The sequence below is a fragment of the Paraburkholderia sp. JHI869 genome (assembly GCF_038900775.1).
In the GTDB taxonomy this organism is placed as follows: domain Bacteria; phylum Pseudomonadota; class Gammaproteobacteria; order Burkholderiales; family Burkholderiaceae; genus Paraburkholderia.
In genome coordinates this window covers 1-15171 of sequence record NZ_JAYMSC010000004.1, presented here as the reverse complement: position 1 = coordinate 15171, position 15171 = coordinate 1, and the positions used below count along the sequence as shown (strand labels likewise).

13 protein-coding genes are annotated in these 15171 nt (G+C 65.2%); 5 read left to right on the top strand and 8 right to left on the bottom strand.

The window, feature by feature from the left end; all coding sequences use genetic code 11:
* Positions 1–180: 180 nt before the first annotated feature.
* Together VSR72_RS09110 and VSR72_RS09105 are read left to right on the top strand one after the other, a co-directional pair.
* Complete coding sequence (locus VSR72_RS09110) at positions 181–2283, top strand: NAD(+) synthase (protein ID WP_342952061.1); 2103 nt, start codon at positions 181–183, stop codon at positions 2281–2283.
* 75 nt (positions 2284–2358) lie between these two features.
* The gene (locus tag VSR72_RS09105; protein WP_028210523.1) at positions 2359–2697 is read left to right on the top strand and encodes a P-II family nitrogen regulator; all 339 of its coding nucleotides are present in this window, start codon (positions 2359–2361) and stop codon (positions 2695–2697) included.
* A 199-nt stretch (positions 2698–2896) separates the two neighbouring features.
* On the opposite strand, the gene VSR72_RS09100 is transcribed toward VSR72_RS09105, so the two are convergent.
* From VSR72_RS09100 to VSR72_RS09080, 5 genes are all read right to left on the bottom strand, one after another.
* A complete protein-coding gene (locus VSR72_RS09100; RefSeq protein ID WP_342952060.1) occupies positions 2897–4072 on the bottom strand; it encodes a porin in 1176 nt (391 codons plus the stop codon).
* A 579-nt stretch (positions 4073–4651) separates the two neighbouring features.
* Positions 4652–5434: an ABC transporter ATP-binding protein gene (locus VSR72_RS09095; protein ID WP_342952059.1), complete on the bottom strand. Its 783-nt coding sequence runs from the start codon at positions 5432–5434 to the stop codon at positions 4652–4654.
* A 19-nt stretch (positions 5435–5453) separates the two neighbouring features.
* Positions 5454–6176, bottom strand: a complete 723-nt coding sequence (locus VSR72_RS09090) for an ABC transporter permease (RefSeq protein WP_133181897.1) — start codon at positions 6174–6176, stop codon at positions 5454–5456.
* Positions 6177–6195: 19 nt separating this feature from the next.
* Positions 6196–6885, bottom strand: coding sequence for a histidine ABC transporter permease HisQ (gene hisQ / locus VSR72_RS09085; RefSeq protein WP_266230694.1), 690 nt, complete (start codon positions 6883–6885; stop codon positions 6196–6198).
* Positions 6886–7139: 254 nt separating this feature from the next.
* On the bottom strand, positions 7140–7916 hold the full coding sequence (locus tag VSR72_RS09080; RefSeq protein WP_342952421.1) for an ABC transporter substrate-binding protein: 777 nt from the start codon (positions 7914–7916) through the stop codon (positions 7140–7142).
* 433 nt (positions 7917–8349) lie between these two features.
* Here VSR72_RS09080 and VSR72_RS09075 point away from each other — a divergent pair, with 433 nt between their 5' ends.
* A complete protein-coding gene (locus VSR72_RS09075) occupies positions 8350–9048 on the top strand; it encodes a pirin family protein (RefSeq protein WP_342952058.1) in 699 nt (232 codons plus the stop codon).
* A gap of 122 nt (positions 9049–9170) precedes the next feature.
* Here the strand turns inward: VSR72_RS09075 and VSR72_RS09070 are convergent, their stop codons facing one another.
* On the bottom strand, positions 9171–9731 hold the full coding sequence (locus VSR72_RS09070; RefSeq protein WP_342952057.1) for a periplasmic heavy metal sensor: 561 nt from the start codon (positions 9729–9731) through the stop codon (positions 9171–9173).
* 234 nt (positions 9732–9965) lie between these two features.
* Between VSR72_RS09070 and VSR72_RS09065 the strand changes: the two genes are divergently transcribed.
* Together VSR72_RS09065 and VSR72_RS09060 are read left to right on the top strand one after the other, a co-directional pair.
* Positions 9966–10697 carry a response regulator gene (locus tag VSR72_RS09065; RefSeq protein ID WP_342952056.1) on the top strand — a complete coding sequence of 244 codons (732 nt, stop codon included), beginning with the start codon at positions 9966–9968 and terminating at the stop codon, positions 10695–10697.
* The gene (locus VSR72_RS09060) at positions 10681–11997 is read left to right on the top strand and encodes an ATP-binding protein (RefSeq protein WP_342952055.1); all 1317 of its coding nucleotides are present in this window, start codon (positions 10681–10683) and stop codon (positions 11995–11997) included. Before VSR72_RS09065 ends, VSR72_RS09060 begins: the two co-directional genes overlap by 17 nt.
* Before the next feature lie 152 nt (positions 11998–12149).
* Here VSR72_RS09060 and VSR72_RS09055 read toward each other — a convergent pair whose 3' ends face one another.
* Both VSR72_RS09055 and VSR72_RS09050 read right to left on the bottom strand, forming a co-directional pair.
* Entirely contained in the window at positions 12150–12416 is a 267-nt protein-coding gene (locus VSR72_RS09055) for a hypothetical protein (protein WP_233880697.1), read from the bottom strand.
* Between the two features lie 177 nt (positions 12417–12593).
* Positions 12594–14273: a diguanylate cyclase gene (locus tag VSR72_RS09050; RefSeq protein WP_342952054.1), complete on the bottom strand. Its 1680-nt coding sequence runs from the start codon at positions 14271–14273 to the stop codon at positions 12594–12596.
* Between the last annotated feature and the right edge of the window lie 898 nt (positions 14274–15171).

Below are 15171 nucleotides of genomic sequence, written 5' to 3'. Positions count from 1 at the left end.
TTCAAGAGCGCCTGCCGCGGCAAACGGTCATGGTAAAGCAAACGTCGCGAGCGGGTGAGGACCCCCGCGCCTCGTGCGGCGGCAGCCAACCGGCATCATGCGGCAGCAAGCGTCATCAAGCAGCCCGAACGTCAGAGCGCGCGCTTTCGTGCGCAGCGCGCCCGCCTCAAGGTTATCGAAATGAAAGAGCGCTTCTTCAATCTCTATACGCACGGCTTTGCGCGCGTGGCCGTGGGCGTGCCCCGCTGCCGCGTGGCCGAGCCCGCATTCAACGCCACCGAAACGCTGGCGCTCGCGCGTGATGCCGCCGCGCAGGGCGCGGCGCTCGTTGCGTTCCCCGAGCTGGGTCTTTCGGCGTATACCTGCGACGACCTGTTCCATCAGCAAGCGTTGCTCGACGCGTGCGAGCGCGCGCTCGCGCAGATCGTGGAAGCGTCGGCCACGCTGCCGCTCGTGATGATCGTGGGGCTGCCGGTGCGCGCGGGGCATTCGCTCTTCAACTGCGCCGCGGTGGTAGCCGGCGGCCGCGTGGCGGGCGTCGTACCGAAGAGCTTCCTGCCGAACTACGGCGAATTCTACGAGCCACGCCAGTTCAGTCCCGCCGATGTCGCGAGCACCGACACCGTACGCCTCGCCGGCGCGGACGTGCCGTTCGGCGCGTCGCTGCTGTTCGAGGTGCCACAGGTCGCGGGCCTGCGCTTTCACGTGGAGATCTGCGAAGACGTCTGGGTGCCGATTCCGCCGTCGTCGTTCGCGGCGCTCGCGGGTGCTTCGGTGCTCGTGAATCTCTCGGCGTCGAACGTCGTGGTCGGCAAGGCGGGTTACCGGCAGCAGCTGGTGTCGCAGCAGTCGGCGCGTTGTCTCGCCGCGTATCTGTACACCTCGGCGGGCAAGGGCGAGTCGACCACCGACATGGCCTGGGACGGCCACGCGCTCGTGTGCGAAAACGGCGAGCTGCTCGCGCAATCGGAGCGCTTCTCCGACGACTCGCACCTCATCTTCGCCGATGTCGATCTCGCACGGCTGCAGCAGGAGCGCATTCGCCAGACCACGTTCGGCGATTCGATCCGCCGCCACGCCGATGAAGCCGGGAAGTTTCGCGTGATCGCGTGCGAGCTGGCGGGCGAGGGCGCGTGGCAGCGCGAAACGCTCGCGCTGTCGCGCCGCGTGGAACGCTTCCCTTACGTGCCGGCCGATCCGAAGCGCCGCGACGAGCGCTGCAACGAGGTCTACAACATCCAGGTGCAGGCGCTCGTGCAGCGGCTTTCGCAGGCGGGCATCAAGAAGGTGGTGATCGGCGTGTCGGGCGGGCTCGACTCCACGCATGCGCTGCTCGTGTGCGCGAAGGCGATGGATCGCCTGAAGCTGCCGCGCGCGAACATCCTCGCGTACACCATGCCGGGTTTCGCCACGAGCGAGCGCACGTTGCGCCAGGCGCGCGAACTGATGGCGCTCGTGGGCTGCACTGCGCGCGAAATCGACATTCGCCAAAGCTGCATGCAGATGCTCGAAGACCTCGGCCATCCGTACTCGGAAGGCAAGGAAACCTACGACATCACCTTCGAGAACGTGCAGGCCGGCGAGCGCACGAACCACCTGTTCCGCCTCGCCAACTTCAATCATGCCATCGTGATCGGCACGGGCGATCTCTCGGAGCTAGCGCTCGGCTGGTGCACGTATGGTGTGGGCGATCACATGTCGCACTACAACGTGAACGCCAGCGTGCCGAAAACGCTCATCACGCACCTCGTGCGCTGGGTGGCCGAAACCGGCCAGATCGGCCAGAACGGGGAGAGCGGCCGCGACGTGCTCGAAGCGATTCTCGCGACCGACATCAGCCCGGAGCTGATTCCCGGCAAGACCGATGGCGCGCCCGAGCAGAAAACCGAGAGCACGATTGGGCCGTACGAGCTGCAGGATTTCAACCTCTACTACACGCTGCGCTTTGGCTTCGCGCCTTCGAAGGTCGCGTTTCTTGCGCGCCACGCGTGGGGCGATCGCGAAGCGGGCGCGTGGCCCGAGAACGCGAAGGTCGCGCGCAATCAGTACGATCTCGCAGCGATCAAGCGCAATCTGCGTATTTTCCTCGACCGCTTCTTCCGCCAGAGCCAGTTCAAACGCACCTGCATTCCGAACGCGCCGAAGGTCGGCTCGGGCGGCTCGCTCTCGCCGCGCGGCGACTGGCGCGCGCCGAGCGATTCGGAGTCGGTGGTGTGGCTCGCCGATCTGGAGCGCGTACCCGATGAAGCGAGCGCGGCGCCTGCGGGCAAGCCCTCGGCGTGAGCCCCGGCCGCACAGCGTAGAATCCCGATATGTTCCGAAATTTCCGACAAATCCGATAACGAGACGAGGTTCGCCATGAAACGCATTACTGCCGTGATCAAACCGTTCAAGCTCGACGAAGTGCGCGAAGCGCTCGCCGAAGTGGGCCTCACGGGCCTGACCGTCACCGAGGTCAAGGGTTTCGGCCGCCAGAAGGGCCATACGGAGCTGTACCGCGGCGCAGAATACGTGGTCGACTTCCTGCCGAAGGTGAAGATCGAAGTGGTGGTCGCGAACGCTCAGGCCGACCAGGTGATCGACGCGATCATCGGCGCGGCGCGCACCGGCAAGATCGGCGACGGCAAGATCTTCGTGACCGACGTGGAGCGCGTGATCCGCATCCGCACGGGCGAAGAGAACGAAGCGGCGGTTTGAGGCTGCGACCTTCGCATCGCCGGTCCCCGAAGCGCACGAAGCACCTGATGCACCAATAGAAAAGGGGACGGCGCCGCTTGCGCGGCCCGTCCCCAGCATAAAAAACGGTGCGATACCCTTTCGGACATCGCACCGATACGCGCCTCTCGCAGCAGCGTGAAAACGTCGATGTAGCTGTTCTTTCTACACTCGCTTCAAATTAGAACGAGTGCTGGATACCTGCGTACACACCAACCTGGCTGTGGCCCGGAACCGGGTTGCCAGTGCTTGCCGCCGTACCGAAGTTGTTGGCGTTCAGACCGAAGTTGGCCGCCTTGCTGTTCTGCACCGTGCCTGCCTGGATGTCGAGCAGCGTGCGCTTGGACAGGTTGTACGAACCACCAATCGTGTACAGCGTGGCGTTGCCGCCGCCGTTGTTCGCATTGACGTGGTAGACCGCTGCGATCAGGGCTGCAGCCGGCGTCATTTGCCACGTCACACCGCCCCACTCGTGGTCGAGCGTGGTCGGCTGGCCAACAATGCCCGGGTTCATGCCCGACGAACGGATGGCTTCGTAGCCGCCCTGAATCTTGAATGCGCCGAGGAACACGTTGAACATGGCCATGTAGTCGCGCGAGTACGCGAACACGCCGTTGCCGTTGCCTTGCGAGGTCGCGAGCGGCGTTTTCGTGCTGCCGTCGAGCGCGTTGTAGAGGCCGCCCAGTTGACCGTTGTTCGGATTGCGGATTTCGTCATACAGACCGCGGATCTGGAACAGCGAGCTCGTGTACGTCAGTTGCAGGCCAGCCTCGCGACCTGACGGCGTCGTGTTGTTGCCGTTCCAGTTCGTCGCGTTCGAGAACGCGTACTGGCCGTACACGTCGAAGCCCATCCAGTTCGGCGACTGGTACGAAATGTTGTTGCTCGATTGCGGCCAGTTGCGGCCACGGACCATCGAAGCCGACGACCAGTTCGACTGACCGAACGGGTCGAAGTCCCAAATGCCGTTCGAGATGAACAGCATGCGGCCGGCGAGCAGCGTACCGAACTGGTCGTTGGCGACACCGATAGTTGCCCAGCGATTCCAGAGCGAGCCGGCCGAGCCGAGCGAGCCGTTGGCGGTGCTGAAGCTGCCTTCCAGGTGGAACAGAACCTTGTTGCCGCCACCGATGTCTTCAACGCCCTTCATGCCCCAGAGGCTGGTGCCCCAGTAGCCGCTTTCGAGCTGAACCTGGCTGGAGCCGTGGGTGGCTTGGCCATTCGCGCCGCTGCCGGCACCAATGCCATTCATATACGCCACACCCATGTCGAGGCGGCCGTAGAGCGTGACGCTGCTTTGTGCATGCGCGATCACGCCAGCCGACATCAGTGCTGCGGCGAGCAAAGCTTTCTTCATCTTCTCCTCCATACCCTGTCAAAGAGTCAACCTTAGTACTGCGAAAGACGTCCGTGCGCTTGGCGGCGCCGCGAACAGAAATCGTCGCGTGAGGGAGAATTACCCTGAGGACCGGCGTACGGGCTGGTGCCGCTGCATGACCCGGGCTGGGTCGTCTTGCAGGTCCCCTGGTTGACTGGCATCTCCCGTTCTTTTTGAAGTGAAACTACTTTTAATGAACTTTGTTTTGCTACTTTGGTTACTAATTTAGCAAAAAAGGTCCGCGCTGGCGAACTAATTCGTGCTCGCACCCCGGGATGTCGTCAAATTGCAATATGGTCTTCCTGGATGGTGGTCAGAGAGGTACTACAAATAGGTCGAAAGCCTTACGGAATAAGGGACTCACGTCTATTGAATGGCTAAGTTCAGGATTGCCACTATTGACGAGCGATTTCACAAGGAGTAATGCGAAAAACGCGGTTTTTGATCGTAAACGGACGGCTTTTCGAGGGCAAAAGAGGAAAAAAGAAAAGGCGCTGTAAGCGCCTTGTAAAACTACTTTTACTACATCGCCGAAAGGCGGCGACCCTTGGGGTCGTCTTACTTGAGGCTGCCTGAAAGGAACTGGCGCAGACGCTCGCTCTTTGGATTGGCGAAGACTTCCGCAGGCTGGCCTTCCTCTTCCACGCGTCCCTGGTGCAGGAACATGACGTGGTTCGAAACGTTGCGCGCGAAACCCATTTCGTGTGTGACCACAATCATCGTGCGGCCTTCCTCTGCGAGCTTCTGCATGACCTTGAGCACTTCGCCCACGAGTTCGGGGTCGAGCGCCGAGGTCGGTTCGTCGAACAGCATGACGTCGGGATGCATGGCGAGCGCGCGGGCAATCGCCACGCGCTGCTGCTGGCCGCCCGAGAGGTGCGAGGGATATTGCTTCTCCACGCGCGGCGCGAGACCGACCTTCTCCAGATAGGTGCGCGCGCGCTCTTCCGCTTCCTTGCGCGGCAGGCCCAGCACGTGCACCGGCGCTTCGATCACGTTCTCGAGCACCGACATGTGCGACCACAGGTTGAAGTGCTGAAACACCATCGCGAGCTTGGTGCGCACGCGCTGGAGCTGCTTCGCGTCCGCAGGATGCAGCGCGCCCGTGCGCTTGTCGGCGCGCGTCGCGACTTCCTCGCCGTCCACCACGATGCGCCCGGCGTTGGGCTGCTCGAGGAAGTTAATGCAGCGCAGCATCGTGCTCTTGCCCGATCCGGACGAGCCGATCACGCTGATCACGTCGCCTGCATTGGCTTGCAGGGACACGCCCTTCAAGACTTCGTTGTCGCCGTACTTCTTGTGGATGGAGTCGACGAACAGCTTCTGCTTCTGGGAATTCATCTATTGACCTCTAGCGGGCTCACTTGCCTTGCGGTCGCAGGTATGCGAGCCAGCGGCGCTCGGCGCGGCGGAACAGCCACACGAGCGTGAAAGAAATGATCAGGTACAGCAGGGCGGCGATGCCGAACGCGCCGAACGACTGGTACGTCGCGGAGTTCACGTCGCGCGCGATCTTCAGGATGTCCGGCACGGTGGCCGTGAAGGCCACGGTTGTCGCGTGCAGCATCAGAATGACTTCGTTGCTGTAGTAGGGCAGTGCGCGGCGCAGCGCCGAAGGCAGGATCACGCGGCGGTACAGCGTGAACTGCGACATGCCGTACGCGCGCGCGGCTTCGATCTCGCCGTAGGGCGTTGCCTTGATCGCGCCCGCGAAGATTTCGGTGGTGTACGCACAGGTGTTGAGCGTGAACGCGAGCAGCGTGCAGTTCATGCCGCTACGGAAGAACGCGCTCGTGAGTTCGTGGTTGCGCACGATCTCGAGGCTGTAAAGGCCCGTGTAGCACAGCAGCAACTGCACGTAGAGCGGCGTGCCGCGGAAGATGTACGTGTAGAGCCACACGAGCCCGGCGAGCCACTTCTTCTTCGACACGCGCGCCACGGCGAGCGGCACGGAGAGGCAGAAGCCGAGCCCGATCGAGATGACGAGCAGCCACAGCGTGATGGCGACGCCGCTGAAGTGGTAGCCGTCGGAGTAGAGGTAGTTGCGCCAGTATTGCTGGATCAGTTGGACGAAGTCTTGCATGGTCTTGGCCTCGCGCGATTCAGAGATCCGCCTTGCGCACACCGGTGGAGTAGCGCTTGTCGAGATACATCAGCACGAAGTTGGAGACCGTGGTGATGACGAGATAGATCGCGCCGGCGAGCAGCGTGAAGAAAAAGAACCGCAGCGTGCCTTTGCCGGCGTCCTGGCTCGCCTTCACGACATCGGCGAGGCCGATGATCGAGACGAGCGCCGTGGACTTCACGAGCACCTGCCAGTTGTTGCCGATGCCGGGCAGGGCGAAGCGCATCATCTGCGGGAACATGATGCGCGTGAACACCTGCCAGCCCGTCATGCCGTAGGCGTGGCCCGCTTCGAGCTGGCCGCGCGGCACGGCGAGAAACGCGCCGCGGAAGGTCTCGGTGAAATACGCGCCGTAGATGAAGCCGAGCACGACCACGCCCGCGAGGAACGGGTTGATGTCGATCTGATCCCAGCCGAGCATGTCGGTGAGGTTGTTCAGCCAGATCTGGATGCTGTAGAAGAGCAGCAGCATGAGCACGAGATCGGGCACGCCGCGAATGAGCGTGGTATAGAGCGTGCCCGCGCCGTGCGCGACGCGGTTTTTGGAGAGCTTGGCCGCCGCGCCGATCAGTCCGAGCACGAACGAGAGCGCGAGCGACAGCACGGCGAGCTTGACGGTCTGCCAGGTGCCGGCGAGGATCAGCGGGCCGTAGCCTTGAAGAAACATGGGCGAGTCCTTGACGGTGCGCTTCTCACACCGCGAAAGGCGCGGCGCTTGTCTGCCGCGGTTCAAATCCGTTCATGGCCGCGCGTTTGTTGTGCGGGTGCTGCTTTCGCGCGCGGCCGATGCGATTGCGCTCGTGAGCGCGCCTGTGACTGTATACGAAGCCCGGTGGCGATCCATCAGGGCTTTCATGTGTCGTGGCGCGCGGCGCGAGCGGTAATGTCTCGTTGTTTATTTACCTGCGTGTGCTTTCCCGTTCACTTGCCTTTGTAGATATCGAAGTCGAAGTACTGCTTCGCGATTTTGTCGAACGTTCCGTCGGCATGAATCGCGGCCAGCGCCGTGTTGAACTTCGCCTTCAGGTCGGCGTCGGCCTTGCGCAGGCCGATTGCGGTGCCGTCGCCGATCGTCGCCGGATCTTCCACCTCCGGGCCCGCCCACGCGAAGCCCTTGCCGCGCGGCGTCTTCAGGAAACCGAAGTCCGCCTGGACTTCGTCTTGCAGCGTGGCGTCGAGGCGCCCGGCGATCAGATCCTGGTAGACCTGATCCTGATTCTGGTACGAGATCACGTTCACGCCTTGCGTCGCCCAGTGCGCCTTCGCATACGCTTCCTGGGTCGAGCCCTGCTCGACGCCCACGTTCTTGCCCTTGAGCGAAGCAGGCGTGGGCAGAAGCGGCGAACCGGTGCGCGCGAGCATGCGTGCGGGCGCATCGAACATCTTCGCGGAGTAGTCGATTTGCTGGGCGCGCTGCGGCGTGATGGTCAGCGAGGACACGATCGCGTCGAACTTGCGGGCCTTGAGCGCCGGGATGATGCCGTCGAGGTCGTTCTCGACCCAGACGCACTTCACGTCCATGCGTGCGCACAGGGCTTTCGTGAGGTCGACATCGAAGCCGACGATCTGCCCGTTCGGCGCTTTGGACTCGAACGGCGCATAGCTGGCGTCCACGCCGATGCGCACCGTTTTCCACTCTTTGGCGGCGGCGCTGCCCGCGATCAGGGCGAGCGCCACGCACACTGCAAACGTCTTCATCATTCTCCTGTCGAGCCGGGGTGTGTGGTTTTCCACTGACTCCGGTCCCATGCACGGCTGAAACGGGCGGCGCGGCGCGGTAAAGGGCGCGCGGCCGGCGCGGGGCGGCTACGGCTCGTGGCCGTTGGCCGCCATTCTAGGCGATCAAAAATGCGGGTCGGAAAGCGCGATGCATTCCGGCCCCGGTGGCAACTCGCGTTGGCGGGGCGGGGTAGCCGCCCCGGGGTGTGGACCCCGGGCCATTGGGCGCGCGCTGGCCGAAAAGCGCGGTATTTTACCCGAAGCCGGAGTGCGTGCCAGTCTGACAGAGGGCGATGTCGGCAGTGCAGCCCATTGATGTCGCTGGTGAAACGATGCGGTGCGCCGCTGCGGGTTGTGCAAGCGGGCCGCCGCCCTTACCTTCTGACATCGACATGATTGACCGGAGATTGCCATGCTGACCATCCGACGCGCCGACGAACGCGGCCACGCCAACCACGGCTGGCTCGACTCGTACCACAGCTTTTCGTTTGCCGACTATTTCGACGAATCGCACATGCACTACGGTGCGCTGCGGGTGCTCAACGACGACCGTATCGCAGGCGGCCAGGGCTTTGGCGCGCACGGCCACCGCGACATGGAGATCGTGACCTACGTGCTGTCCGGCGCGCTCGCGCACCGCGACAGCATGGGCAACGGCTCGACCATCCGCCCCGGCGACGTGCAGCGCATGAGCGCCGGCACGGGCGTAATGCACAGCGAATTCAACGGCTCGAAGGAAGAGGAAGCGCACCTGCTGCAGATCTGGCTGCTGCCGCGCGAGCGCGGCGGGGCGCCCGGCTACGAGGAAAGGCGTTTCGAGGACGCCGACAAGCGCGGACGGCTGCGCCTCGTCGCCTCGCCCGACGGGCGTGACGGCTCGGTGACCGTGCAGTCGGACGCCTCGATCTACGCGGGGCTCGTGGACGGCGGGGAGCGCATCGACTATGCGGTGCCCGCCGGGCGGCGCGTGTATCTGCACGTGGCGCGCGGCGCGCTCGACGTGAACGGCGAACGCCTCGAAGCCGGCGATGCCGCGATGATCGAAGCCGAAGCGGGTGTCGCGCTCGCGAACGGCGCAGCGGCCGAAGTGTTGCTGTTCGATCTCGCCTGAGCGCCTGAACGTTTGACCGCCACGCGCAGGCAACCGCCCGCGCCATGAAAAAAGCGCCGCGGGATGCGAATCCCGCGGCGCTTTGTCGCGCGCCGCAGCAAGGCGGCGCGTGAACAGGCCGATTACTGCTGCGCGGCCGGCGCCGAAGCTGCGCCCTTGTGCTGCTCCCAGCGCTCACGCATCTTTTCGTGGCGCTCTTCCATCTTCGCGAAGCGCTCCTTGATCGCCGTGCTCACGGTCGTCTTCTGCTGGTCGTTCAGGCCGTTGTAGAAGGCGAGCCACGCTTGCGTGGTTTGTTCGCGCAGCTGCTGGTTCTGCTGCTCGACCTGCTCGTGCGCCGTGTGCATGGCATTCAGGTCGAGGATCGGCTGGTTCTTCATCGAATCGAACTGCTGCTTCATCTGCTCGTGATTCTTGCGCATGGCCTGGCCGTTCTGTTTCATCGTGTCGAGCGCGGCCTGCCACTGCTTTTCCTGCGCGGCGTTCAGGTTCAGCTTGTCGTGCAGTTTCTTGAAGCCGAGCATGAAATCGCCGTGCATGCCGGGGCCGCCATGCATGCCGCCGTGCATCATGCCGGGACCGCCCGGGGGCGGCGGGGTCTGGGCGTTGGCGGCGGTGGCGCCCACGGTGAGCGCGAGCGAGGCAGCGGCGATGGCGAGAAGGCGCGAAGTCGTCTTGTACATGGTGATGCTCCTGACAAATCCATGAGGGTTTTATCCGGTCTGGCGCGGCGCTTTCGAAAAGTGGTGGCGCTCGCAACCGGTGTCCCTAGCGTATCGGCCGGGCAGGGAGCGCGTGTTACGCGGCAAGCCGCCGAGATTACGTGACATTACACACGCCTTTCGCCGTAACACCTCGTAACCCAGGTGGAAGACCTGTAAGCAAACGGCCCCTGCGCGCGCGTTACACTTCATCCCATGGCTACTCAAATCCTTGTCGTCGACGACGACCTCGAACTACGCGACCTCCTGCGCGACTATCTGGCGCGCCAGGGCATGGAAGTCTCGGTGCTGCACGACGCCGGCTCGCTGGAGCGGCGGCTCGAGCGCGAGCGCCCCGACCTGATCGTGCTCGACCTGATGATGCCGGGCGTGGACGGCCTGACCGCGCTGCGCAAGCTGCGCGCGTCCGGCGACGACATCCCGGTCATCATGCTTACGGCGCGCGCTGACGACGTGGACCGCATCGTCGGCCTCGAACTCGGCGCGGACGACTATCTCGGCAAGCCATTCAATCCGCGCGAGCTGCTTGCGCGCGTGCAGGCGGTGCTGCGCCGGCGCCGCACGCTGCCTTCGGCGGCGGCGCCCGAGCAGCGCGAGCCGTACGCGTTCGGCCGCTTCACGCTCGATTTCCAGTCGCGCACGCTCCAGCAGGAAGGCAAGCCCATCATGCTGTCGGGCAGCGAGTTCGCGCTGCTGAAGATTTTCGTGAATCACCCCATGCGCACGCTCACGCGCGAGCGCCTGCTGGAATTGCTGCACGGTCCCGAGTACGACGGCACCGACCGCGGCATCGACGTGCAGGTGTGGCGTCTGCGGCGCATCCTCGAAAGCGACCCGTCCACGCCGCGCTTCATCCAGACCGTGCGCGGGCGCGGCTACGTGTTCGTGCCAGACGGAGAGCAGGGCAACCATGCGCCGGCCGGTTGATTCGCTGTTCGGGCGCCTCGCGGTCCTCTTCATCGGCGTCCTCCTGATCTCGCACGTCGCCTGGTTCGCGCTGATGCGCCTCGAGCACAACCAGATGCAGACGCGCTACGCCGTCGAGGAAGCGACTTTCCTCGTTGAAGCGGTGCGCCAGCACGTGGCCGCCGAGCCTGACCGGCCGTTGCCTTCGCGCGTGCAACTGGTCGATCCGGCGAGCCCCGAAGTGCCGGTGGCAGACGGCAAGATGCCCGAGCCGCTACGCCATTTCATCGACGACATGCGCGAGCGCATGCCGCCTGGCACCGACGTGCGCGCCGGGCCGCCCGGCCGGCCGCCCACTCTCTGGGTGCGCGGGCCGCAGGACGCGCGCTGGATCGTGCTGCCCGGCCAGCCGCTGCATATCATGCGGCCACTCGACAAGCTCATCCCCTGGTTCGTCATCATTTTTACGGCGGCGGTGATCGCTGCGCTCGTAGCCGCCTGGATGCTGCAACAGCCCTTGCGCGCCCTCGCTCAGGCGGTGGGCCGCTTTGGCCGCGGCGAGCCGGTACCGCCCGTGCCCGAGCGCGGGCCGCGCGAGCTGCGCCAGCTCACGCTCGGCTTTAACCAGATGGTCAAGGAAGTGGAGCGCACCGAGAAAGACCGCGCCGTCATGCTGGCGGGCGTGGCGCACGATCTCAAGACGCCGCTGGCGCGGCTGCGCCTGCGCGCCGAAATGATGGATGAACAACGGGTGCGCGACGGCGTGGTGCGCGACGTGGAGTCGATGGCTCACATCGTCGACCAGTTCCTCGTGTTCGCGCACGACGGCGCCGATCGCAGCGAGCCCGTCGAGGTCGACGATCAGTGCGAGCGCATTGCGCGCAACCACCGCACCGCGAATGGCGAGCCGATTGCGATCGAAACGCGCCTGCGCGCGGGCCCGGATTTTCGCCTGCCCGCGGCCACGCTCGAGCGCGTGGTCTCGAACCTGCTCGACAACGCGCATGCGTATGGCGCACCGCCTGTCGTGATTGAGAGCGAGCGCGGCGCAACGGGTTTCACGCTCACCGTGCGCGACCACGGCAAGGGCATTCCCGACCAGGATCTCACGCAGGCGAGCCGGCCGTTCGTGCGCCTCGACCCCGCGCGCGGCGGCAACGGCCACAGCGGCCTCGGTCTCGCGATCGTCGAGCGCCTCGTGCGCCGTGCAGGCGGCGAGCTCTCGATCGGCAACGGCGAGAGCGGCGGGCTCGCGGTGCGCATGACGTTTGCGTTCGACGTGGTGGAGCGCACCGTGACCGAAGCGGCGCAGATCTGGTGATTCGCGTTTGAATGGCTTGCGGGAGCCCGCACCGTTCAGGTGGGGCATGGCCGGACAGGTGTGCCTGGGGTGACCTGGCTTTGCCCGGCCTTCCGGCCGAAGGCGCCGCCTCAGCGACGCCAGGGACGCCAAGTGAGATTGGACGCAGCCGCTCAGGCCGTGAACAGCGTGTCGAGCGCGGCGGCGGCGTCGTTATCGACCGTGTTATAGGTCACCGTGTCGGCCTCGAAGATGTAGTGCGTGGTGTACTTGCCGAGGCGGGCAAGAATCTCTTCCTGAATCAACTCGGGCGTGGCGTCGAGTTTCAGGTACCACGCGGTCGATGACAGGCGCGTCTGAAACGCGCCGTACTCGACCATCAACTGGTCGAACGCGAGCGCATCCTGATCGCGGCAGACAATGACCAGATTTCCCTTCATGCATGCCTCCAGATTTATGCGGAACACCGAAGTGGCGCGGTTTGACTCATGCGCGCCGCTTGGACTGGCACGCACCGTTCATCCCATCATACCGCGCCTCGCCGGTTGAGCCGGGCGAGTCCCGCAGCCCGGTACGGACATCACCCGGTTGATGTGTTGCGTCAGCTCGTTGCGCACTCACCATGTCGGCGCCGCGGCGCGCGGCGGCACGACGCCCTCGGCCGTCATGGCCTCGCATCGGTCGCGCCCGGCCGCCTTCGCCATGTAGAGCGCGAGGTCGGCGCGGCTCATCAGACGCTCGGGCTGATCCTGCGCGGCGGCAAGCTCGGTCACGCCGATGCTCACGCTCACGCTCGCTTCCTCGGGCAGTTCCGCGCAAATGCGCTTGCCGACCTGCTGGCGCAGGCGGTCGAGCACGGCGAGGCCCGCGGCGAGCGAGGTCGCGGGCAGCAGGATGCCGAACTCCTCGCCGCCCAGACGGCCGACGGCGTCGTCGGCGCGCAGTTCGGCACGGCAGGTTTCCACGAAATGCTGGAGTGCGCGGTCACCTGCCGGATGGCCGAAGCGGTCGTTGATCTGCTTGAAGTAGTCGAGGTCGGCGATCGCCATGCACAGTGGCTGACTCTCCGCATAGGCCGTGTCGATCTCGCGGCGCAGCAGGTCGAGGAAGTAGCGCCGCGAGAGCGCGCCGGTCAGGGCGTCGTGGCGCGCCTCGGCGGCGAGCAGGGCGTTCGCGGCCTGCAGTTGCCCGGCGAGATCGCGGCTCGCGTGGTGCAGACGCCGCTCGCGCACCCATGAGACCGAGATCACCGCGGCGAGCGCCGCCGTGCCCGCGAGCGTGAGGAAAATGAGAAGCCGGTCGCGCTGGTGGTTCGCGATCAGTTCGGACCACGAGTTGACCGGATCCACGAGGTGCGCCGAGAGTCCGGAGTTCAGGCCGCCGCGCTGCTCGTAAAGGGCAGGCGAGCGCTGGCCCGGCAATTCGATCATTTGCGCTGCGTCGGCGCTCGGGATCCACGGCGCCATTCCCAACGCGGCTTTCGAAGCCGAGCGCAGCTCGAGCGGCGCGAAAAGCTCGCGCAAATAGGTGTTCACGCGGTCCACCGCGTTCATTTCCGCGACGTGCGAGCCCGGCAGTGCGCGTCCTTCGAGCGCGCTGTCATGGGCCATGATGATGACGCCGTTGCTGTCCGCGACGAACGTGCCCGGGTGGGTCACCCAGTGGCGCAGCCGCGCGATGCTCACCTTTGCGACCACGGCGCCGACCAGCAGCCCGTCGTCATAAGCGGGCGCGGCGACGAAGATGCCGGGCTCGCCGCTGGCCGTCCCCACGCCGTAGGCCTCGGAGAATGCCCCGAGCAGCGTGTCGTTCAGATACGCTCGCGGGCGCATGTCCACGCCGACATAGGAGATTTTTTCGAGCGCATTGCTCGACGCGATGCAGATGCCGTTGGCGTTGACGAGCCAGATCGCATCGAGCCCGGAGAAGCCCTGGGCGTCGTGGAGGAAGCGGTCGACGCCGGCGAGCGCCGGCACGCTTTGCAGTTCCTTGCGCCGCGCCAGTTCCGTCGACTCGCTCGACGCGGCATAATGCGCGGCCCCGGTGAGCGCCTGCTGGACGACGCGGGTTTCGGCCATCGTCGCCGGAATGGCGCGAGACATGGCGAGGTCGCTTGCGATCACTTCGGCCATGTTGTCCACGACCGAGCGCATCATCGTGCGCTGCGCGGTGAGCGCCGCCGCGAACTCCTGGCGGACCATGCGGTCCGCGAGCCAGTCGGCCGCCGCCCAGCAGACGAGCGCGACCACCACGACCCCGAGGGGTCCGGCTGCCTGACGCAAGAGTCTCCTGTTCATCGGCCTTCTGGTTCGTGAGTGGTATTGAGGCGTGGTTGTCGGCGCCCGTGGGCTTTGGAGCGCCACTGACAGAGCGTGTCGATTTTACCCCTCGAAAGCGGCTCGCGAACCCGCTCTCGAAGCGGCGGCGCGGCTTTGCGAGGCTGCGCGCGAGGGGCGGCGGCGCGTTGGCGGATCGCTAACATGCAAGCAGCATGCCGTCAGCACGGCGATACGCGGCAGTGAGCGGGGGTGGAGGGAGCGCCAGCGTGGTCAGTGTGGCTTCGCGCACGGGGTTCGCGCGTGAGCAAGCGTGTGGCGCGCAAGCGACGCCCACTGGCGTTGGCGGCTCTGATGAGGCAGGGGGCAGCCAGCAGGGCGATTGTTGTGTCATCAAGACGTCATCGATGCGTCATCACGATGTCCCCCAGAAGCCGTGTGCGGCGCGCTCTGGAAGCTCGCCAGAAGGCCTGCGAAAGCGCCGCGAAAGCCCGTGGGGCTGGCTTTCGCAGTGTGGGGCGCGCGGTTGTGAGTGTCATGAAGGTTGTAGTAGTGTCGTGCCGTTTCAGTCGAGGCAAGCCCAGTCGCGAGCCGTCGGCCGTCAGTTGCATTGACGGCGCGGGCGGTGCGTACCACCGCGGCATCGTCGCCGTGTCATCAACGCCAACGAAAACTGTGTCCATGCGTCTTGCCCTTGTCGATCCGCCATCTCCGCAGCAAGTCCCACACCTGTCCGGCGGCACGGACGCCTCGTCGTCCGCTTTCCTGAAACCCGGCGCGGAGGGCGTCTAGATGGAGTTCAGCTTCAACCTGAACCGCACGGCCAACGCCTCGGCGTGGCGCGTGCTGCCGAACCGCTGGGACTTCGTCGCGTTCCCGCTGATGATCGGCCTGATCGCGATGGCGGCCGTGGGCTTTC